Source organism: Nocardia anaemiae NBRC 100462 (assembly GCF_001612725.1).
GTDB lineage: Bacteria > Actinomycetota > Actinomycetes > Mycobacteriales > Mycobacteriaceae > Nocardia > Nocardia anaemiae.
Genome location: NZ_BDAZ01000035.1, coordinates 147,674 through 167,815, shown reverse-complemented (window position 1 = coordinate 167,815; position 20,142 = coordinate 147,674). Strand labels below are relative to the sequence as shown.

Genomic DNA, 20,142 nt, shown 5'->3' with positions numbered 1-20,142 from the left:
CCCCGGCGCCCGCGCCGCAGGCACCCGCCGCGAGCGCGGACACGCCGCCGTCACGTCCGTCTGGTCCGGAACCGACGAATCAGCCCGGCACCACCGGTGGTCTGGCGATGCCGCCGTCGTCGCAGTCCGATGAGGACCGTCGACCGCGTGACGGTCAGCTCGGCGTCACCGTGCCGACCGTATTGGCGACCGTCCCGCCTGCGGTGATCGGCGAATTCGACGATGACGAGCTCTGATTCCGGCTCTTCGAGCCAGAACCAGGGCAATCCGTTCGACACCGGGCTGCCCATGGTCCGGCCCGCGGCGGCAACACCGAAGCGGCGCCGCCGCCCCAACGCGCGCCGCGGTTCCGGCCAGCGCCGGACACCGCTGGCCGATGCACTCGATCCACCCGAGCGGCCGCGTCGTCCCCGCCCGGCCGGGGATTGGCAGGAGTGGCTCGAACCGCGCCGCCCCGCCGCGGCGCCTACGGAGGAGGATCGCAGTCGGCCTCGGACGCGTGCGGTAGCAGCCGAGGCCGAGCTACCGGCGGAGACCAGTTCGGTCGTACCGACGATTATCGATCGGTCCGGTGGCAATCCGGGTCCGGCACTGCGGCATCCGCCGCGCCGTCGCGATGCGCAACCGACTGGTGGCGGCAACCGAGTCGTCGCCGTGCTGATCGTGCTCGGCGTGGTGTTGGCGGTCGTCTCGGTGCTGATGTTCGTCTTCGGCGGTTCGGGTGATCACAAGCGACCGGCCGCGGCCACCACACCGGCGGCCGACCGAGCAGGAGCGGCCGGGCGTGCTCCGGCAACTACGGTGCCGAGCGACCAACCGTCGGCGATCGCCACCCCGGGTTGTGAACAACGGCGCACCGGTGATGTCATCTCCGGCACCGATCCAGGCGGCACCAGCGATGGGCCATCGGCGATCCTCGCATTCGAACGCGCCTACTATGTGCAGCGTTCCGGATTCGCCGCACGCGGTGTCGTCGTCGATGACGCGAATGTGCCCGCCGCCGACCAGATCCAGCGCGGAATCAACCAGGTGCCGATCGGCACTCTCTACTGCGTGCAAATCACCCGCGCGGGCAGCGATGCGGGGGAGGCGCAATGGGAAGTCCGGCTGACCCAGCAGCGGCCGGGTGAGCAGCCACAGACCTTCACCCAGATCATTACCACGCGAACGACGGGCAACCGCACGCTGATCACCGCGATCAACGCGGGCTGAGCGACCGATCCGCCAGGAGTCGGTGGACGTGCGTCAGAGAGTACGCGTCATGAAAACGCTGTGCGGATCCTCGACGTAGTCGGCGAAGGGTGCGCAGATCTCGAAGCCGTGCCGGGCGTAGAGCCGCTGCGCGGGGGCGAAATACTCGGATGCTCCGGTCTCCAGGCTCAGCCGCTGGTAGTCGCGTGCGCGAGCCTCGCTGATCAGGTGCTTCAGCAGGGCCGAGGCGATGCCGCGGCCGGTGCGATCGCTCGCGGTGCGCATCGACTTGATCTCGCCGTGGCTGGGGTCGAGTTGTTTGAGTGCGCCGCAACCAGCGAGTTCGTCGTCCTCCCAGGCGCTCCAGAAGGTGACGTTCGGTCTGCGGAGCGCGTCGAGGTCCAGCGCGTGCACGCTGTCTTCGGGTGAGTTGTCGAACATCTCGGCCAAGTGCTGAGTCAGCAGGGCAGCGACCTCCGGACCGGACAGGTCATCGACAACTATCCGCAACGCGGTGGCCGGTGCTGTTGGGTTCGGCAGGTGTTCGCCGACATCGCTGGACATCGGTCCATCATGGATTCTGTCGTCGTGGTCCCCGCTGTCTGGGTCGGTACTCGACGAATCCACCGGAGACGCTTTACTGTGAGGGCACTCGCCCTCAGCAGGGGTTCGGGTCGACGAGCGGCTGGGCGAAAGAGGCGTCAGGATCGAATCATGAAGTTTGCGAACAAGGTCGGGGCGTTGGCCGCGGCTGCGGCGCGTCGGGCCGCCGATGAGACGTATTACGCAGCGCTGACGGTGCGTGCCGGACTCGCGACCCCCGCACGGCCCGATCGACTCGCCCTGATGGGTGCCGCGCTGCTGCGCTCCGGTCTGCTCGGCGGGCTGACAACCGTTGCCGCCCTGCGCTATCGCGACCGCACCGCCATCATCGATGAACTCGGCCGCGTCACCTTCCGTGAACTCGACGAGCGCAGCACCGCGCTCGCGAATGCCTGGCGGGCGCGCGGACTGCGCGACGGCGAGGGCGTGGCCATCCTGGTGCGCAACCACCGCGGCTTCCACTACGCGGTCTTCGCGGCAGCGAAATGCGGTGCTCGAATCATCCTGCTCAATACCGATTTCGCGGCGCCACAACTGCGCGAGGTGGTGACCCGCGAGGGTGCCGATCTGCTGATCTTCGACGACGAATACGCCAGTATGCTCGGCGATTTCACACCGCGTCGCGGCCGCTACCGTGCCTGGGCCGATAAACCCGGCGTCGACACCATCGACAATCTGATCGCAGGTGCGGCGCGCACGCCACCGCGCAAGCCGCGCACCGCCGCCCGCATCATCCTGCTGACCAGTGGGACGACGGGAACCCCGAAAGGTGCGCCGCGCAGCAGCGAGCCGACGTCGCTGTCACCGCTGGGTGCGATCCTCGGCAAGGTGCCGTTCCGTGCCCGCGAAATCACCGAATGCCCCGCACCGCTGTTCCATACGCTCGGGTTCGCGCACGCAGTCCTCGCGGTCGGCTTCGGGTCCACGCTGGTGATCCGGCGGCGCTTCGATCCCCAGGCGGTGCTGGACAGTCTGGACCGGCACGGGGCAACGGCCATGATCGCGGTGCCGGTGATGTTGCGGCGGCTCGTCGATGTCGGACCGAAAGCGTTTGCCGGACGCGATCTTTCGCGGTTGCGGATCATCTTCGTCGCGGGTTCGCAACTCGGCGCCGACCTGTGCGTCCGGGTGACCGAGGTATTCGGGCCGGTGGTGTACAACGTGTACGGGTCCACCGAGGTGGCCTACGCGACCATTGCCACACCAGCGGATCTGGCGGTCGAGCCGGGCTGCGTCGGCTCTCCGGTACCCAGCACCACGGTGAAGATCTTCGACGACAATGACCGGGAGGTCGGCCCAGGCACTACCGGACGTATTTTCGTCGGCAACAACTACCAGTTCGAGGGCTATACCGGCGGTGGCGACAAGGCGCGCATCGGACGGTTGATGTCTACCGGCGATGTCGGCCATTTCGACAGTGCCGGAAGACTTTTCATCGACGGCCGCGATGACGACATGATCGTCTCCGGCGGCGAGAACGTCTTTCCGGGCGAGGTGGAGGAACTGCTCGCCGCGCATCCGGCCGTGGCGGAGGTCAGCGCATTCGGGGTGCGCGACGATCGTTACGGTCAGCGCCTGCGCGCGGTGGTCGTTGTCCGCGAAGGACATTCGCTCACCGAGGACGAGGTGCGCGAGCATGTCAAGACGCACCTGGCCCGCTTCAAGGTCCCTCGCGACGTGCTGTTCGTCGACGAACTCCCGCGCAACCCCACGGGAAAGGTACTCAAACGAGTCCTGCGTGAGCTCCCGGCCTGACGGCTCACATACTGCGGAGCATTCGCCGCATCGTATGCCGCAACTGCACCGGATCCGGCATCCTGCTATGGAACCACCCTCGACGACCAACCGGGGCTTGGCTTCGAGGCGGGTATGCGCACGCGCATCACCACCTATGGCGTGCTCGATGGAGGTGCTGAGCAGCCCGACCATGCGCTCGGCCATCGATGTCGCGATGCGCTTCGCGCGCGCGCCGCCGATCGCCGCCGCCCCAACGTGGCACGCTAGCCCCGCGCATCCGATGGCCGCCATCCCGTTTCGGTGCGGGCAATCAATATCAGGGGAACTGGTGGCGGGGGCTACTCGCGTTTTGCCGCCCTGGTTCCCCGTGATCATTCGTCCAGCTGCTGCGTCGGGGGGCGCGTCGTAAGCGAGGGGGAAAGGGGGGCGCGTGGAGGGGGTGGGGTGCGAGCATGGGGGGAGGAGGTGGGTGTGGTGGAGTTCGCGCAGGAGTATGCCGCATTGCGGTGGTCGGTGGTGGTGGCGTTTCTGTTCGCGGGCGGGGTGGTGCTCGGCCGTTTGGCTGTGGCGGGTGGCGTCGGCCGGACCGAACCCGTTCGCCTGCAGGTGAATTCGACCGGCGCGGCGGTGTGTCACGAATCCGATGCCGCGCATTTGATCATGTGCATGGTCATGCTCGCGATGCTGGTCTTCCCGATGGGCGCGGATCCGGTCGTGCTGCGCGGTGTGCTGATCGCGCTCATCATCGTCTTCACGGCATTACTGGCAGATCGAATTGGGCAGTGGCGCAATGTGACTCGTGCGCTACCCGATGATCGAACCATCGCCCTCGGATATCACATCGCCGTCGCGGCCACCATGCTGTACTCGATCGCGGGCCACAGTGCGGGCATGCACGCCGACGGGCCAGCCCCTGCACCGGCGCTGACACTGGCCGCGCTCTTCACCGCCGATGCGCTCGCCTTGATCGTCGCGGCGAGTACCGGTCGTTGCCAGCGCTGGCTCGGCCACCAGATCGGTATCCGAACCGCCCCGCGGCAGTCGGCGTCCTTCATCTCCCGCGTACTGACATCCGCGATCGTGCCCCATCTCGTCATGGACCTCGGCACGGCCTACATGCTGATCGCCGCCGTCTCGGGATAGGCCGCCCGCGTCGCGGTCGGACCAGGCTGGCCGCGGAGGCGGACATCCCGTTGGGACGACTGGTGAGGATGGCCGTCCAACGGCTCGACCCGACTGCGCGAGTGTCGACTCCGCGCCTACGAGGGCGTTCGCGCCCACCGAACGGGTGCAGCTCGTCACGCTGCTGCATCGGCTGACCGAACTCGTCTCGGAGTCCGACCGCCACGCGGGTGCCGGGGTGGGTCGGGCAAGCCCAGGCAGCGTCGAGCCCCGGTTCTATGCCTTGTCGGCAGCCCTACCGTCGAATAATCGCGGTCTACAGGTGGACGACCGAGTCGGCGACGACGCGGCCGCCGAGTCGAACCCAACCGTCGGAATCCCATTCGGTGAAGATCTGTGAGCCCTTGCCCTGGGTGATGATCAGGCTGCGGCGCAGTAGAGCGGTGAGGGCGACCGCGGCGGCGCCGGTTGCTTCGTCCTCGGGGACGCCCATGGCGGGGGCGAACATGCGCGAGCGCAGGGCGCCGCGGTGCTCGTCGGTCCAGGTCCATAGGTAGTGCGAGCCGCTGTCGAAATCGTCGGGGTGCAGATTCGCCAGTTCCTCGAGGTTGTCGAGCTGATGAAAGGTGAAGTCCGGCGCCCATTCACCGCGTGCCCTGATCCAGACGAGCCCGTCGGTGAGTTCGACGGCGACCGCACCTGCCGACACCTGCAGAACCCGTACCGGCTGGCCCCGCTCGGCGAACCACCAGGCGGTACCCACCGACGGATGCCCGGCGAAAGGCAGCTCCACCGCGGGGGTGTAGATCCGCACCCTGGCGATCTCATCGACCGGATCCTCGACAACGACGGTCTCGCTGTACCCGGCCTTCGCCGCCAATGCCTGGTGGTCGACCTCGGCGACGTCCGCGGCGCGAGCGATACCGAGCTCGTTGCCGCCTCGTCCGGTCGGGTCCGTGAAAACGCGCACGACCTCGACCCGCGTACCGATGGCCTCTGGTTCACCTTGTGTGCCCATGTTCGCGAGCCTACCGGCCGCCGAGAAGTCGTTGATGCGCTGCCGCAGAAATTCTGTTCGGGAGGAATCCCTGTCCCGATTTGTCAGGTATGTCTGTCAATGCTGGCCGGAGAGCCAGGCGCGATCACGCAGGATTTCCGATGTGGTGACCGGACTGAGGTCGGCGAAGGTGGGGGAATCGCGGCCCGCGAGCGCGGCGTACCTGAGCTCGTGCATGGGAGCGACCGCATCGAACGGCTCTATGCCCGGATCGATCCCGATACTGAAAACCCGGTCGTCGGGTAGGCGCTTGTCGAACGTATCGATGCGACCGCCGTCGCCGCGTTCGGGCGGATTCCAGCCACGGTTGTGCAGGCCGTGGATGCGGCCGAGGGGCACGGTGACCCCCGCCGGAATGGGCGTGCTGGAACTGGCGAGCAGTTCCGGATCCGGTTGGTACACCTCCCGTCCGATCTGTGGAAAGGGTTGCCGGAGTTCGTGATCGGCGAGCACCTCGGCCCACGCGGCGGTCAGCTCGGTACCGAGGTGCACCGGATGGGCAATGCCGATGACGGCGTCCTGCGCGATATCGAGAGTGGCGTCGTCGGCATCGGCGAAGATGTTGTCCTCGGTGATGCGGAACGAGTCGAGCACCTGGTCGTCGCGATAGGTCGCCCAGATGAGGCGGCGGGTCACGTTGATGCGCACCGGATGTGCGATGAACTGGGTGCGCAGTTCGTCGAGGGTGAAGCGGCGTTCGGTGACCATCGCGCGTTCGAGTCGCCGGATCTGGTCGGCGGCGAACTTCTTGACCGACTTGCGGCTCGATCGATACGTCGCAGTCGCCGCGGCGGCGAGGGCATCGTCGTCGCGAACTCCGGCTTTGGGCAGCGCCTTGTAGCGGGTGCCGTCGGTACCGGTGACGGTGGGGCGCAGCTGTTCGTCGAAGCCGAGCACGAATTGGCGCGGCCCGAAGTCGAGCAGCGCCGTACCGTCGGGGCGCAGTCCGAGATCCGGAACCATCCGGTCGGCGAGTTGATCCTCGCTCAATCCCAATTCGTCCGCGACCTCGGCGACGCGAGTGTGCGCCGCATCGCGGACCGCCGCGTTGCGGCCCTGCTCGGTGAGCTCGATGAGGGCCGACAAGGCGTAGTCGGAGCCGATCGCGGCCAGGGTGTCCAGCGCATTGTCCTTGCCTGTGCTCCAAGTGATTCTCGGCAGCAACTCCGCGACGGTTTCGTCATTTCCGAACGCGGCCAAGGCCTCCCAGACCCAGGTGTCCTTCCAGCGCGCACCGGCATTGATCCACTGGTCGAAGATCGCACCCGCCGCGGCGGCGAGAGTCGGTGCGTGACAGTGTTCGCGAACTCGCGCCAGCGCGGCATGCGGGACCCCTGGCTCCGACATCATCATGAACGTGACGAGATTCGCGACATCGCCCGGGGGCAGCGGGTGGTCGCTCGTCAACATGATCGGCGGCAGTTCGAGAATCGACAACCATTGCGGGAGAACGGGAATGCGATCGGGAACGATCTCGGCAGGATCGGCGTCGAGCAACTCGCGCACCGCGGCAGCCACGCCGTAGGCTGCCGCGGCAGCCATGATCGCATCGGTGTGGCCGAGCGTGGCGAGGGTGCGCAAGGCAGTGCTGTACAGACGTCTCGTCTTGCGCGCCTTGCCGATCGCGCCCGGAATGAATGTGGTGGCCGCATACCCAGGGTGGCGCCGCAGCCAGTCCATGGCCACCCGGCGGCGCGTGCGCAACCCCAGCCAGTCGACGACGAAGGCTGCGACGGTTGGGCTTTCGATGGGGGCGATCGCGGCCGCGAGCTCACGCGGGTCCGCCGCGATGGCACCGGTGACGAGGTCGTGGGCCGCCGCACCGTGCGCGGCGGTGACCGCCATCAACCCGTTGACCGACCAGAGTAACCAGGTGCACTCGGCAGGTAGGATCGGCTCGGCGAGCGCCGGATCGGCTTGGGCCAGCGCCTCCAGCACCCAATCGCCGAGGTCGCGGGGATCGGACGCGGCGACTCCCAAACGCCTGCGCACCTCGTCGTCGCTCAGCTTCGTGCGCGTGTCGAGCCACTGCTGCTGCTCGCCGTCGCGCCAGCAAATGTGAACAGCTGTCGGCGCTCGGCGGGTGATCGGGGCGGTCGGCTTGCGGCGCGGCCTGTTCCACGGCGGGTCACGCAGAATCGGCGGAACCAGCTCGTCGGGGGTGTTATTGATCGTCACCCCGGGCAGACTGTCATCGATCAAATGCTGTGCGATTTGGGGCAGTTCGTCGCGCATGGCGACGGCGAGTTCGGGATGACGGCGGACGTGCTGGCAGAAGTCGGTGGTGTTCTCGTGCCGGGTGGTCCGCGCACCGAGCACACGCATGGCGCGTGCCGGAAACCGTTCCGAGGAGGCCAGCAGCGCCGCGGCGGTCACATTGCGCCACGAATGCCCGGCCAGGAAGTCCATCGCTTCGTCAGCGGGTAGGTGGGCGAGGATGCGCGACAGAGTTTCCGGTCCCGGCGCGGAGCTGTTGCCCTGACCCGCTTCCCACAGTCGAGTGAGGACCGAGGCGGCGCCCGGACCGAGATGTGCTGCGACACTGTAGATCAGCGATTTGTTGTCGCGCAGCAGATGCCAGTGCCAGCCGAGCAGATCGAGGATGCGGTGCGCGTGCGCCGGATCGGTCACCGAGGCGAGCAGGAATATCGATCCGAACCCGTCGGTGAGTTTCGGATCGGCGAGATCGGTGCTCACCCAGTCTTGTTCGGTGGGGAACAGATATGAGGTGAGCAACCGGATCGATAGCGGGCCGTGGCGCAGTTGCCGTGCCTGGTCGAGGGCGTCGGCGTAGTCCATATCCGCGGCGGCGGCCAGCAGGGTGCGCAATCGGCGGACCAGGGTGGCGGCCGGATCGCAGGGACGTGAAACCACCAAGCGATTCGATTGCCCGCCCCAGGTATCCGATGCCTCCGCGCAGATGCCGCTGAGCGCGGCCACGGTCGCCACGGCGCAGCCGAGACCGTGGGTGGCGACCAGATAATCGGCCAGATCCGCGTGGTCGTCGTAGTAGCGGCCGAGTGCCTTGTCATCCCACAGTTTCGCGTCCATGCCGATCGCGGCGCACACGGCCGCACCGAGCGGGTCGGCCCGCCGATCGGCCAAATACCGCGCACCCCGTTCGGCGAGCACCTTGTGCGAGCCGGAATGGCTCAGGATGGCCCGGGTCCGATCCGCGGACAGCGCCAACTTGTCGGAGATGGTCTGGGCCGCAGCGGCATTCACCGCAACTCCGCGTGCGGGCCAACGGCCGCGGAACGGATCGGTTTTCGACCACCAGGCGGCGGGTACCACCCAGGTGTCCTCATCGGTCGGCGGCGTGCGGACAGCCATCGGCCTGCTCCCTTGTTCACGAGGTGCGTATCGCGGACAGGCTAGCGAGCCGCTCCGACACGTGCCGGTCGGCGCGGAAACGGCAACGGCCCCGTCCTATTCGGACGGGGCCGTTGCGGATTTCCGGCGAAATATCAGACCGCGGCGGTGGCCAGGGCCTCCGTGGATTGCACGGCCTGGCCGACACCGGCGACGATCGCGGCCGCGCGCAGCGATTCGAAGATCACCTCGCGCGAGACGCCCGCCTCGCGCAACGTCTTCTCGTGCGCCTCCAGGCAGTGCGCGCAGCCGTTGATCGAGGAGACCGCGAACGACCACAGCTCGAAATCGGCCTTGTCGACACCCGGATTGCCGATGATGTTCATCCGCAGACCGGCACGCAGATCGTCGTAGCGTCCCTCCAGATACGCCTTGCCCCGGTAGAACACATTGTTCATGCCCATGATCGAGGCGGCGCCGAGCGCGGCGTTGTAGGCCTCCGCCGACAGCTTGTCCGCGGCTTCCTCAGCGATTTCCCGCAGCGTCGTCGCCGACCGGGTCGCGGCCGCCGACGCGAGCAGGGTGCCCCACAGCTGCTGTTCGTTCAGCACGGTGGTGCGTGCGATGGACGACAGATTGAGCTTGAGGTCCTTGGCGTACTCGGGAAGGGAGTTCTTCAGGGTCTCAATGCTCATTCGGCGAATCCTCTTCTCGTTCGTGGGTTTTCAGGTGATACGGATATTGCTCAGACGCTCGCGGCGAGCAGTTCGCCCGCATTGATTGTCGGGTCGCCCTTCTTCCAGTTGCAGGCGCACAGCTCATCGGACTGCAGCGCGTCCAGCACGCGCAGTACCTCGTCGACATTGCGGCCGACCGAACCCGCGGTCACCGAGACGAACTGGATCTCGTTGTTCGGGTCGATGATGAAGGTGGCGCGGTCGGCGACGCCGTCGGCATTGAGAACGCCGGTGGCGGTGGCCAATTCACGCTTGAGGTCGCTCAGCATCGGGAACGGAAGGGTCTTGAGATCCTCGTGCTGGGCGCGCCACTGGAAGTGCACGAACTCGTTGTCGACCGAGGCGCCGAGCACCTGCGCGTCCCGGTCCTCGAACTCCTCGTTGAGCTTGCCGAAGGCGGCGATCTCGGTCGGGCACACGAAGGTGAAGTCCTTGGGCCAGAAGAAGACGATGCGCCACTTACCGGCGTGGTCGTCGGAGGTGATACGGGTGAAGTAGTCGTCAGGCTGCTGAGCGTCGACCTTCGACAGGTCACCGCCGATCACCGCGGTGAGGTTGTATGCCGGGAACTGGTCGCCGATGGTCAGCAAAGCCATGCTTGTCTCCTCGTCAGTCGGTTTGCTAGAGCGAGTGGATCGAAAAGCTCACTGGTGATCTTGCCCAAAGGCCGATGAAAGGTAAACGTGATCAGTCGCACTACACTGATAGGCGTGACTGATCAGACTTATCAGCCGACCCTGTCGCAGCTGCGTGCGTTCGTGGCCGTTGCGGAGTACCGCCACTTCGGCACCGCGGCCGCGCGGCTCAATGTGAGCCAGCCCACGTTATCGCAGGCACTCGCCGCATTGGAAAACGGGCTCGGGCTGCAACTGATCGAGCGCAGCACCCGGCGGGTGCTCGTCACCGCCGCGGGTATGCGGCTGCTGCCGCAGGCGACGGCGACCCTCGAGGCGGCCGATCGATTCGTCGCCTCGGCGACCGGTGACAGCCTGGGCGGCACCCTGCGGATCGGCATCATCCCGACGGTTGCCCCGTATGTGCTGCCGGATCTGCTGCCCGAATTGCGCAAGGTATTGCCCGCCTTGAATCCTCAGGTGATCGAGGACCAAACCGCCCGGCTGCTGGAGGGATTGCGCACCGGCGTCCTGGATGTCGCGCTGCTCGCCCTGCCGACCGAGGCGCCCGGCCTGGTCGAGATCCCGCTGTACACTGAGGAATTCGTGCTGGTGACCCCGCGCGGTCACGAGTTGGCCGGGCGCACCGATATCGCACCCACCACCCTGGACGCGCTGCCGCTGCTGCTGCTCGACGAGGGCCACTGCCTGCGTGATCAGACCCTGGAATTCTGCCGTTCGGCCGACGCCCATCCGGGTGCGGTCGGCGATACCCGCGCCGCTTCGCTGGCGACGGTGGTCCAATGTGTCGCGGGCGGTCTCGGGGTGACATTGATTCCGCAGATGGCGGTGGCGGCCGAAACCGCGCGCGGCACATTGGAAACCGCGCACTTCGCCGCACCCGCGCCGGGGCGCACACTCGGTCTGGCGTTTCGCGCATCCACGGCGCGCGCGGACGACTACGAACGGCTGGCGCAGATCATCCGGTCGCAGCGGCCCGGAGCGAACTGAATCCGCGCGATCAGGGCGCGGCCTCACCGAGCAGTTCGGTTGCGGTGCGGTGGATTTTGCGCAGCGCGCTCATGAGATGACGGCGTTCGGTGGGGGTGAGATCGGCGGTCACCCGGTCCTCCAAGGCTTGTCGCTGTGCCTCGATCGGCCGTTGCAGTGCACGGCCCCTATCGGTGAGCCAGAGCCGGACCAAGCGGTTGTCGTGGTCGTCGCGACGGCGCTCCAGCAGGTCCGCGGCGGTCATACGAGTTGCCATTTTGACCACCGTCGGTGTGGCGACGTTCAGCGCGGCGGCGACCTCGCCCGGGGTGCGCCCGTCCCGCTCCCACAGCAGGGCCAAGACATGGTTCTGGCCCAGATGTAGTCCATGCGTGCGCATTTCGCGATCGGCGAGTGCACGCAGCGCCTTCGAACTGCGGCCGTGTAGGTCGAGGAACTCGGGCACCTGTCGGATCTCCTTCGGCTATTGACGAACAGATCGTTAGCCGTCTAACGTTTCGCCTCGTTAGACGGCTAACGATGTGGAGACCTGATGATAGTGGTTACCGGTGGCACCGGAAATATCGGTCGTGAACTCGTCGGCGAACTCGCGGTACGAGGTGCGGAATTCCGTGTTCTCGTGCGTGATCCGGCTCGTGTCGCGGATTCGGGCCGGGGCGAATTGATCGTCGGCGATTTGGACGATCCGAGGAGCTTCCCGCCCGCATTCGACGGCGCCGACGCGTTATTCCTGCTGGTGCCCGGCATCGGACTGCAGCACACCATCGATGCGGTGAATGCTGCGCGAGCGGCCGGAGTGCGGCATATCGTGCAGCTGTCGTCGTTCAATGCGATGGGTGATCCGGTACCCGCCATGGGGCGTTGGCATCGCGAGCGCGAGCGGGTCGTCGCCGAATCCGGCATACCGGCGACCGTGCTGCGGCCCGGCGGATTTATGACGAATGCGCTGGCGTGGGCGCGGACGATCCGCTCCGGCGGCGCGGTCCTCGACCCAACCGGCCCCGGCCGCTATGCCCCGATCGACCCTGCCGATATCGCCGCGGTGGCGGCCGAGGTGCTCACCGGCAACGGTCACCACGCCATGACCTATACCCTCACCGGCGCGGAAACCTACACTGTCGCAGAACAAGTCGCGACCATCGCCCACGCGATCGGCCGCACCGTCGAGGTGCACGAGGCGGCCACCGCGCAGCAGGCATTGGAATCCCGCTACCCGGGCGGTGCGCCACCAGCGCTGGCGGCGGCGATCATCGAGGGGTTCGAGTTGATGCGCGCCGATACGGTGGGGTTTCGCACCGACACCGTGCGTGAGGTCCTCGGCAGACGTCCGCGTACGTTCGCCGAGTGGTGTGAACGCAACATCGACGCGTTTGTGTGAGGACGCTGATCGTGCGCCCGTGCATCCGGTCACGGCGACCGAAACGATGGCGACCGCGATCACCGTCGCGAGCATGCGCGCGATGATGGGGTGCCTTCCGCTAACGGCTGTTGCGGTTGCGGCCCGGCGGACGTGTCGGCTCCCGTGCGCGGTACGCGTAGGGCAGCCGATTTCCCGGTAGCCAGGCGTCGATGTCGGGCCGATTGTGTCTGCGTTGGGCGTAATCTCCGCTGGTAGACAGGTGGAAAGGGTTGGCCGTGGATGAAGTGTATGTCAGGCCGGGGCAACGGATCGATCGCTCGATCACACGCGCTGATCGGCTGTTCGTCTACGGGACATTGCAGTTTCCGGAGGTATTGATCGAGCTGATCGGGCGGTGTCCGGAATTAGTGGCGGCGGAGCTGGCCGGATGGCGGGCGGCGGCTCTGCCGGGGCGCGTGTATCCCGGGCTGGTGCCCGCAGCGGGCGGAGCGGCCCGGGGTGTGGTGCTCTCGGGACTCGACGCGGGGGAGTGGGCGGTGCTGGATGCGTTCGAGGATGACGAGTACGAGTTGCGGCGGGTTCGGCCGGGTGCGGTGGCGTGGACATATGTTTGGACTTCTGTTGTCGCACCAGAGGATTGGTATGCAGAGCGCTTTGCCGCCGAGCATCTGGGCGAATTCGTGGATCGATGCGCCGAGTGGCGAAGGCTGCTCTGATGACGTTTCCGGTTGCTATTCCAAGACGACCGGTCATATATTAATGCGATGGCGCGACCGCGACGCAGTGATGACACTCGGCAGCTTCTGGTGGAGCAGGGCGCTGCCGGGTTCTTGACGAACGGCTATCACGGCACCGGCATCAAGCAGGTCCTGGATGCGGTCGGCGTGCCGAAGGGTTCGTTCTACAACTACTTCGACAGCAAAGAGAGCTTCGGGCAGGCCATCATCGATCACCATTCGCGGTGTGTGCAGCGGAATCTGGCCGAGTCGCTCGGAAGTTCGCCGGATCCGGTCGCCGGGTTGCGCGCGTTCTTCGGGCGGCTCATGGACGATTTCGTGCGGGCCGAGTTCACCGGTGGATGCCTGATCGCGAACCTGGGCGGGGAACTCGAGGGCAGTGAGGTACTGCGGGAATCCTTGGCGGGGGCCTGGAATTCCTGGCGGGACGGGGTGGCGACGGCGCTGCGGCGGGCGCAGGAACTCGGGGCGATTCGCGACGATATCGACGCCACCGAATTGGCCGATCTGCTGTTGGAGTCGTGGGAGGGGGCGGTGATCAGGATGAAGATCGAGCGCTCGCTCGAACCGCTGCACAAGTGTTTGCACCGACTGTTGGATGACTACTTTCGGCCCTGACCTATAGGTTTTGCGGTCTGTGTAGCCGCTTGCCTATTCCAAGACGACCGGTCGTATGGGTAAGTCATACGAGGAAGAGAGATGAATATGGTCAAGACGGTCATCGTTACCGGATCCTCCAGTGGAATCGGGCGCGATATCGCTCGGGCCTTCGTGGAACGTGGTGACAATGTCGTGCTCAACGGACGGGATGCGGACAAGCTCGCGGCGGTGGCGGATTCCTTCGGCTCGCCATCGCAGGTGGCGACTTACGCCGGTGATATCGGTACGCCCGCAACGGGTTCCGAGCTCGCGCGCCTTGCGGTGGAACGTTTCGGTCGGGTCGATGTGCTGGTGAACAATGCCGGGATCTTCGGCGCCAAGCCGTTTGTCGATGTCACCGAGTCGGATCTGGACAGTTACCTGAACGGCAACCTGAAAGGAACCTACTTCACCACACAGGCCGTCGTGCGTCAGCTACAAGCGCAGCAAAGCGGTGGCAGCATTGTGAATATCGGGACGGTGCTGATCAACCACGCGCTCGCGGGGCTGCCCGCATCGGCGGCACTGGTCAGCAAGGGTGGCGTTCACGCCTTGACCACGAGCCTGGCCGCGGAGCTCGCCGCCGACGGCATCCGGGTCAATGCCGTCGCACCCGGCATCATTCGCACACCACTGTTCGGTGACGGCGACGAAAGCGCCTCGGGTCGACTGGCTTTGCTCAACCGAATTGGTGAAGTGAGCGAAACCACCGCGGCAGTGCTGTATCTCGCAGACGCCACCTTCACCACCGGCCACATCTTGCCCGTCGACGGTGGATTCATCTCGGGAAGGGCCGCATAATGCCTTACGTCAATATCAAGGTCACCAATGAGGGCGTCACGCGAGATCAGAAGACCCAACTGATCAAGGGCGTAACCGACCTGCTCCGTGATGTCCTCGGCAAGGACCCGGCAACCACCTTCGTCGTGATCGACGAGGTTGAGCTGACCGATTGGGGTATCGGCGGGATGAACGTCGAGGACTGGCGCAAACAGCAGGCGTAGACCGCGCCGCATGCCCGACCGAATCGCACCGGCTCGAAGGGAAACCCTTGGGAGCCGGTGCGATTCGAGAGTGCTGCTAAACCCGCAACGCGTGCGGTTCGATCGCACCGCGCACCAATGCCCGCGCATCGATGGTCTCGGCGCGGTAGGGCAGCGTGCCCAGCCGATCGGTCATTGCCTGTACCGGGTCATCGATTCGCTCGTTCAACCCGAACAGGAATGTCCACTCGTGCTCATCGCTGCCGTACTGCACCACCGTGTCGAACTGCTCGTGGAACCGCTTCCAGGACCGCTTCAGCGTCTCGTTGCGCCACATCGTCGCGCATCCGGCCTGTGCGCTGAGCACGCCGCCGGGTGCGAGCAGTGCCCGACATCGCGACAGGAATTCCGACTCGTAGAGCCGATTGTGCTGCGCGTCCTCGACCCGCTCATCGGGCAGATCGATCACGATCACGTCGTAGCGGGTACCCACCTCGGTCGCGTTGGCCAGGAAGTCCCAGCCGTCGGCGTAGTGCACCTTGACCGGGCCCTCGCCCCGGACCGCGGCGGCCAGCTCGTCGCCGGTATAGCCGTAGGGCAGGTGCTCGGCGCACAATTCGACCTCGCGCTGGTCGATATCGACGTGATCCACCAGCGTCGCGCCCGCGGCGACCGACATCTGACTGGCCACACCCTCACCCGATCCGATGATCAGCACCTTGTCCAGCTTCGCCGCCAGCGCGAAAGCGGGGACCATCATCGCCTCGTGATAGGTCAGCTGGGAGAACTCCGTGGACTGGCGATCGTCGTCGGAGAACAGGCTGATGCCCTGTTCGGTGCGCGCGATCACCATGTGCTGGAACGGAGTGTGAGTGTCGACGATGACCTCGTGTAAATCCCAGATGCGGGTCAGTCCGTTGCCGACCGGCTCCTCGATCCGGGTCGAGCCGTGCCCGCGCTGGATGACCTGCATGCGAACATCCTTGGGAGACAACTTATCTCGCAGCACTTCGACGGCCTTCGACGCACCGGCGCCGATGGTTCCGCAGGTGAATACGTCGACAAAGATGTCGCCGGACTCCGGATAAGTGTGAATCGAGGCGTGGGACTCCGACAACAGCGCGAGGACGGTCACCCCCTGCGGATCGAACTTCTTGTGTACGACATCGCAGATGGTGACGCCCGCCGCGATCAGAGACTCACGCAACGCCGATTCGAGTCGTTCGAGATCGTCGCAGAGATCTGCGTCGACACCACCGAACTCGGCCAGCACATGCCAGCCGGTGAATTCCGCCGTCATAGGCAAACTCACTCTCGCTCAGCGCCCGAGACATGAACGGTCAAGGGCGGAAAACCATTGAAGGACACCGACGAATAGCTCGCGGTATAGGCGCCGGTATCGAGGATCTGGATGCGATCACCGGCTCGCAACGAGGTCGGAAGAAGGACCTTCGTGCGTTGATACAGTACATCGTCGCCATCACAGGTCGGTCCGGCCACCACCGCTTCGTCCACGGGGTCTCCGTCACGTTCGGTGACGAAGCGGTATGCGATGTACTCGTTCTCGGTCTCGGCCATGCCGTTGTAACGGCCGATGTCGAGATACACCCAGCGCCGTCCGTCCGGCGCGTTGCGCACGCCGATGACCTCGGCGTGAATGGTGCCCGCCGAACCAACGAGCGCACGGCCGGGCTCGATGACGAGTCCGGCGGTCTCGGGTAGGAATTCGGTCGTGGCGGCCGCGATGACGGCGCCGATCTCGTCGACTGCGGGCGCCGCCTCGGCGTACGAAATGGGCAGGCCGCCACCGATATTCACGGTGCGAACCGGAATATCCTTGTCCGCCAACGCGGCCGTGATGCGGCCCGCCTGTTCGATACCGATGCGCCAGGCGCGCGGGTCGGTCTGCTGGGAGCCGACGTGGAAGTACGGTCCGCCGACGATCAGTCCGAGATCGCGGGCGCGCACCAGCAGGCGCAGCGCTTCGGTGGGGGAGCAGCCGAATTTGGTGCCGAATGGCGTCGTCGACTGCGGCGCCGAGGACAGGAACCGGCACTCGACCTCCGAACCCGGCGCGTGCTCCACGATGCGCAGCAGATCGTCCTCGGTGTCGAAGGCGTAGCGGCGCACGCCCGAGGCATAGGCGGCGGCGATATGGGCGGCCTTCTTGATCGGGTTCCCGTAGCACATGCGGGCCGGATCGACGCCCTCACGCAGGCATAGTTCGATCTCACCGACACTGGCGACATCGAACTCCGCGCCGTGACGGTCGAGTAGGCGGATGAGTTCGGGGACCGGACTCGCCTTGACCGCGAAGCGAATTCGGGCTCCGGGTACCGCGGCCTGGAGTGCGCGGTAGTTCTCGCGCACCTGCTCTGGGTGGATGACCAGATAGGGCGATTCGGGCAGGTTTGAACCGGTCAATCTAGGGGAACTCTCCGTCGTTTGGGGGTCGGCCGTCGTTCGGGCACCGCGCGAGAGAGTATCAGCGCGATGCCCCTGGTAACCAACTCGTTGACGACACCTTGATCATGATCACCCCGCGACTACCGTGACCTCGTCGAATACGATCTCGCCCGCGGCATCGGACTCGGCAAGATCGACCACCGCCGCCAGTGCCCAGCCGTGGTCACCGGCGGGATCGTCGAGCACCTGACGCACCTGCCAGAAATCGCGGCGTTGCTCCACCTGGAACAGTTGCGGACCGCGAGCGTTCGGGCCGGTGCCGATGCTCTCGTACTCGTCGAAGTACGGGGCCAGCTCCGCCGCCCAATCCGGCCCGGTGCCCAGCTCGGCGAGGGCATCCCAGCGGCGCAGTGCGGCGAGCTCGACGCGACGGAACATGGCATTGCGGACCATCACCTTGAACGCGCGTTCGTTTGCCGAGATCGGCCGCACCGTTTCCGCGCCGAAGGCGAGCTGATCGGCATCGGTCTCCGCGCCCGGATTGGTGAGCTGTTCCCATTCGTCGAGCAAACTCGAATCCACTTGGCGCACAAGCTCGCCCAGCCATTCGGTCATATCGTCGAGATCCTCGGTGCGTGCGGATTCCGGTACGGTGCGCCGCAGCGCGCGATAGGCGTCGGCGAGATAGCGCAGCACCACGCCCTCGGAGCGGGCCAGCTCGTAATGCGAGATCAGCTCGGCGAAGGTCATCGAGCGTTCGATCATATCGCGGACAACCGATTTGGGGGACGGGGCGAATTCCGACATCCACGGGTGCCCGGCCCGGTAGGTCTCGAAGGCGGGTTCGATCAGCTCGGCAAGGGGTTTGGGCCAGGTGACCTCTTCCAGCAGCTCCATGCGTTCGTCGTATTCGATGCCGTCGGCCTTCATCTCGTTGATCGCCTGGCCGCGGGCCTTGTGCTGCTGGGCCATGAGCAGCTGGCGCGGATCCTCGAGTGTCGATTCGATGAGGGAGATGACATCGAGGGTGTAGCTCGGGGCGTCCTTGTCGAGCAGCTCGAGTGCGGCGAGGGCGAAGGGGGACAGGGGTTGGTCCAGGGCGAAATCGCGCTGCAGGTCCACGGTGAGCCTGGCCCGGCGGCCCTGTGCGTCGGGCTCCGGGAGCTGTTGGACCACACCGGCATCGCGCAGGGCGCGGTACAGCCGGATGGCGCGCAGGATGTGGCGGCGTTGCGCCGGACGGGGCTCATGATTGTCCTCGAGCAGGTGACGCATGGCGTCGAAGCAATTGCCCGGGCGGGCGATCACATTGAGCAGCATCGAGTTCGTCACGTTGAAGCGCGACACCATCGGCTCGGGGCTGGCGGCGACGAGTCGGTCGAAGGTCTCCTCGCTCCAGGAGACGAAGCCCTCCGGCGGTTTGCGGCGCACCACCTTGCGCTGCTTTTTCGGATCGTCGCCCGCCTTGGCCAGCAGCCGGGTGTTCTCCACCTCGTGGTCGGGCGCCTGCACGACGACGGTACCCATGGTGTCGTATCCAGCTCGCCCCGCGCGGCCCGCGATCTGATGGAATTCGCGGGCCTTGAGCCTGCGGGTGCGCACACCGTCGAATTTGGTCAGGCCGGTGAGCAGTACCGTGCGGATCGGCACGTTGATGCCGACGCCGAGGGTGTCGGTGCCGCAGACCACCTTCAGCAGTCCGTCCTGGGCCAGGCGTTCCACCAGGCGGCGGTACTTGGGCAGCATGCCCGCGTGATGGACGCCGATACCGTGGCGGATCAGCCGCGAAAGCGTTTTGCCGAAGCCGGAAGAGAAGCGGAAATCGCCCAGTGCCGTTGCGATGGCGTCCTTTTCGGCGCGGGTCGCGAAGTTGACGCTGGTCAGTGCCTGCGCGCGCTCCAATGCGGCGGCCTGGGTGAAATGCACGACATACACCGGGGACTGGTTGGTCGTGACGAGATCTTCCAGGGTTTCGGTGATCGGGGTGCGCGCGTAGGAAAAGCTCAGTGGCACAGGACGTTCGGTGCCCGCGACAATGGCGGTCGGATTGCCGGTGCGGCGCTCCAGATCGGCGGCGAAGAAGTCGACCTCGCCCAGAGTCGCCGACATCAGCAGGAATTGGGCGCGCGGAAGTTCCAGCAGCGGCACCTGCCAGGCCCAGCCGCGGTCCGGATCGGCGTAGAAGTGGAATTCGTCCATCACGACCTGGCCGACATCGGCGGCCGCGCCCTCGCGCAGCGCCATATTCGCCAGGATCTCGGCGGTGGCGCAGATGATCGGTGCGTCCGGATTCACCGCCGCGTCACCGGTCACCATGCCGACCCGGTCCGCGCCGAAGACGTCGCACAGGGCGAAGAACTTCTCGCTGACCAGGGCTTTGATCGGTGCGGTGTAGTAGGTGCGCAGGCCGCGCGTCAGCGCGAACAGATGCGCGCCGACCGCGACAAGGGATTTACCGGACCCGGTAGGGGTGGCCAGAATGACATTGGATCCGGATGCCAATTCCAGTAACGCCTCATCCTGCGCCGGATACAGCGGGGTGCCCTGCTCGGCCGCCCACGCCCCGAAGGATTCGTAGAGTGCGTCGGCGTCGGTTCCCGGTATCTCGAGCAGTTCGGTCAGATCCACTCCGA

At 66.1% G+C, this 20,142-nt stretch carries 18 protein-coding genes and 1 pseudogene; 10 read left to right on the top strand and 9 right to left on the bottom strand.

Annotation, left to right across the window (positions count from 1 at the left end; translation table 11 throughout):
• Window positions 1–236, top strand: a pseudogene (locus NA5_RS41360) (hypothetical protein); the annotation flags it as partial.
• Entirely contained in the window at window positions 223–1,212 is a 990-nt protein-coding gene (locus tag NA5_RS22370; RefSeq protein ID WP_157110567.1) for a DUF8176 domain-containing protein, read from the top strand. The pseudogene NA5_RS41360 and the gene NA5_RS22370, both read left to right, overlap by 14 nt.
• A 33-nt stretch (window positions 1,213–1,245) precedes the next feature.
• On the opposite strand, the gene NA5_RS22365 is transcribed toward NA5_RS22370, so the two are convergent.
• Complete coding sequence (locus NA5_RS22365) at window positions 1,246–1,755, bottom strand: GNAT family N-acetyltransferase (RefSeq protein ID WP_157110566.1); 510 nt, start codon at window positions 1,753–1,755, stop codon at window positions 1,246–1,248.
• Between the two features lie 150 nt (window positions 1,756–1,905).
• Here NA5_RS22365 and NA5_RS22360 point away from each other — a divergent pair, with 150 nt between their 5' ends.
• Window positions 1,906–3,549 (top strand): acyl-CoA synthetase, encoded by a 1,644-nt coding sequence (locus tag NA5_RS22360; RefSeq protein ID WP_062989072.1) that lies wholly within the window; start codon window positions 1,906–1,908, stop codon window positions 3,547–3,549.
• A 453-nt stretch (window positions 3,550–4,002) separates the two neighbouring features.
• Window positions 4,003–4,674 (top strand): DUF5134 domain-containing protein, encoded by a 672-nt coding sequence (locus NA5_RS22355; protein ID WP_157110565.1) that lies wholly within the window; start codon window positions 4,003–4,005, stop codon window positions 4,672–4,674.
• A gap of 295 nt (window positions 4,675–4,969) precedes the next feature.
• Here the strand turns inward: NA5_RS22355 and NA5_RS22350 are convergent, their stop codons facing one another.
• From NA5_RS22350 to NA5_RS22335, 4 genes are all read right to left on the bottom strand, one after another.
• Window positions 4,970–5,671 carry a PhzF family phenazine biosynthesis protein gene (locus tag NA5_RS22350; RefSeq protein WP_062989068.1) on the bottom strand — a complete coding sequence of 234 codons (702 nt, stop codon included), beginning with the start codon at window positions 5,669–5,671 and terminating at the stop codon, window positions 4,970–4,972.
• 96 nt (window positions 5,672–5,767) lie between these two features.
• Window positions 5,768–9,043 carry a DUF4132 domain-containing protein gene (locus NA5_RS22345; protein WP_062989066.1) on the bottom strand — a complete coding sequence of 1,092 codons (3,276 nt, stop codon included), beginning with the start codon at window positions 9,041–9,043 and terminating at the stop codon, window positions 5,768–5,770.
• A 134-nt stretch (window positions 9,044–9,177) separates the two neighbouring features.
• Entirely contained in the window at window positions 9,178–9,717 is a 540-nt protein-coding gene (gene ahpD / locus NA5_RS22340; protein WP_062989064.1) for an alkylhydroperoxidase, AhpD family, read from the bottom strand.
• A 50-nt stretch (window positions 9,718–9,767) separates the two neighbouring features.
• Window positions 9,768–10,355 (bottom strand): peroxiredoxin, encoded by a 588-nt coding sequence (locus tag NA5_RS22335; protein ID WP_062989062.1) that lies wholly within the window; start codon window positions 10,353–10,355, stop codon window positions 9,768–9,770.
• A 114-nt stretch (window positions 10,356–10,469) separates the two neighbouring features.
• Here NA5_RS22335 and NA5_RS22330 point away from each other — a divergent pair, with 114 nt between their 5' ends.
• Complete coding sequence (locus NA5_RS22330) at window positions 10,470–11,384, top strand: hydrogen peroxide-inducible genes activator (protein WP_062989060.1); 915 nt, start codon at window positions 10,470–10,472, stop codon at window positions 11,382–11,384.
• 10 nt (window positions 11,385–11,394) lie between these two features.
• On the opposite strand, the gene NA5_RS22325 is transcribed toward NA5_RS22330, so the two are convergent.
• The gene (locus NA5_RS22325; protein ID WP_062989057.1) at window positions 11,395–11,829 is read right to left on the bottom strand and encodes a MarR family winged helix-turn-helix transcriptional regulator; all 435 of its coding nucleotides are present in this window, start codon (window positions 11,827–11,829) and stop codon (window positions 11,395–11,397) included.
• A gap of 87 nt (window positions 11,830–11,916) precedes the next feature.
• Between NA5_RS22325 and NA5_RS22320 the strand changes: the two genes are divergently transcribed.
• The 5 genes from NA5_RS22320 to NA5_RS22300 all read left to right on the top strand — a co-directional run bounded on the left by NA5_RS22320 (window position 11,917) and on the right by NA5_RS22300 (window position 15,124).
• Window positions 11,917–12,762 (top strand): NAD(P)H-binding protein, encoded by an 846-nt coding sequence (locus tag NA5_RS22320; RefSeq protein WP_062989055.1) that lies wholly within the window; start codon window positions 11,917–11,919, stop codon window positions 12,760–12,762.
• 257 nt (window positions 12,763–13,019) lie between these two features.
• A complete protein-coding gene (locus tag NA5_RS22315; RefSeq protein ID WP_218020139.1) occupies window positions 13,020–13,460 on the top strand; it encodes a gamma-glutamylcyclotransferase family protein in 441 nt (146 codons plus the stop codon).
• A gap of 48 nt (window positions 13,461–13,508) precedes the next feature.
• On the top strand, window positions 13,509–14,099 hold the full coding sequence (locus tag NA5_RS22310; RefSeq protein ID WP_063813520.1) for a TetR family transcriptional regulator C-terminal domain-containing protein: 591 nt from the start codon (window positions 13,509–13,511) through the stop codon (window positions 14,097–14,099).
• An 81-nt stretch (window positions 14,100–14,180) separates the two neighbouring features.
• Window positions 14,181–14,921 (top strand): SDR family NAD(P)-dependent oxidoreductase, encoded by a 741-nt coding sequence (locus tag NA5_RS22305; RefSeq protein ID WP_062989053.1) that lies wholly within the window; start codon window positions 14,181–14,183, stop codon window positions 14,919–14,921.
• Window positions 14,921–15,124 carry a tautomerase family protein gene (locus NA5_RS22300; protein WP_062989051.1) on the top strand — a complete coding sequence of 68 codons (204 nt, stop codon included), beginning with the start codon at window positions 14,921–14,923 and terminating at the stop codon, window positions 15,122–15,124. The genes NA5_RS22305 and NA5_RS22300 overlap by 1 nt, the downstream gene beginning before the upstream one ends.
• Window positions 15,125–15,200: 76 nt before the next feature.
• Here the strand turns inward: NA5_RS22300 and speD are convergent, their stop codons facing one another.
• The 3 genes from speD to NA5_RS22285 all read right to left on the bottom strand — a co-directional run bounded on the left by speD (window position 15,201) and on the right by NA5_RS22285 (window position 20,137).
• Window positions 15,201–16,403 (bottom strand): adenosylmethionine decarboxylase, encoded by a 1,203-nt coding sequence (gene speD / locus NA5_RS22295; protein ID WP_062989049.1) that lies wholly within the window; start codon window positions 16,401–16,403, stop codon window positions 15,201–15,203.
• Between the two features lie 8 nt (window positions 16,404–16,411).
• Window positions 16,412–17,512 (bottom strand): type III PLP-dependent enzyme, encoded by a 1,101-nt coding sequence (locus tag NA5_RS22290; protein ID WP_062989141.1) that lies wholly within the window; start codon window positions 17,510–17,512, stop codon window positions 16,412–16,414.
• Window positions 17,513–17,638: 126 nt separating this feature from the next.
• Window positions 17,639–20,137, bottom strand: a complete 2,499-nt coding sequence (locus NA5_RS22285) for a DEAD/DEAH box helicase (RefSeq protein WP_062989047.1) — start codon at window positions 20,135–20,137, stop codon at window positions 17,639–17,641.
• Window positions 20,138–20,142: the final 5 nt, after the last annotated feature.

Coding starts and splice junctions, on each gene's coding strand:
- ahpD (WP_062989064.1), bottom strand. CDS start 9,717: ATGAGCATTGAGACCCTGAAGAACTCCCTTCCCGAGTACGCCAAGGAC.
- speD (WP_062989049.1), bottom strand. CDS start 16,403: ATGACGGCGGAATTCACCGGCTGGCATGTGCTGGCCGAGTTCGGTGGT.
- NA5_RS22370 (WP_157110567.1), top strand. CDS start 223: ATGACGAGCTCTGATTCCGGCTCTTCGAGCCAGAACCAGGGCAATCCG.
- NA5_RS22345 (WP_062989066.1), bottom strand. CDS start 9,043: ATGGCTGTCCGCACGCCGCCGACCGATGAGGACACCTGGGTGGTACCC.
- NA5_RS22305 (WP_062989053.1), top strand. CDS start 14,181: ATGAATATGGTCAAGACGGTCATCGTTACCGGATCCTCCAGTGGAATC.
- NA5_RS22365 (WP_157110566.1), bottom strand. CDS start 1,755: ATGTCCAGCGATGTCGGCGAACACCTGCCGAACCCAACAGCACCGGCC.
- NA5_RS22310 (WP_063813520.1), top strand. CDS start 13,509: ATGGCGCGACCGCGACGCAGTGATGACACTCGGCAGCTTCTGGTGGAG.
- NA5_RS22320 (WP_062989055.1), top strand. CDS start 11,917: ATGATAGTGGTTACCGGTGGCACCGGAAATATCGGTCGTGAACTCGTC.
- NA5_RS22300 (WP_062989051.1), top strand. CDS start 14,921: ATGCCTTACGTCAATATCAAGGTCACCAATGAGGGCGTCACGCGAGAT.
- NA5_RS22335 (WP_062989062.1), bottom strand. CDS start 10,355: ATGGCTTTGCTGACCATCGGCGACCAGTTCCCGGCATACAACCTCACC.
- NA5_RS22360 (WP_062989072.1), top strand. CDS start 1,906: ATGAAGTTTGCGAACAAGGTCGGGGCGTTGGCCGCGGCTGCGGCGCGT.
- NA5_RS22350 (WP_062989068.1), bottom strand. CDS start 5,671: ATGGGCACACAAGGTGAACCAGAGGCCATCGGTACGCGGGTCGAGGTC.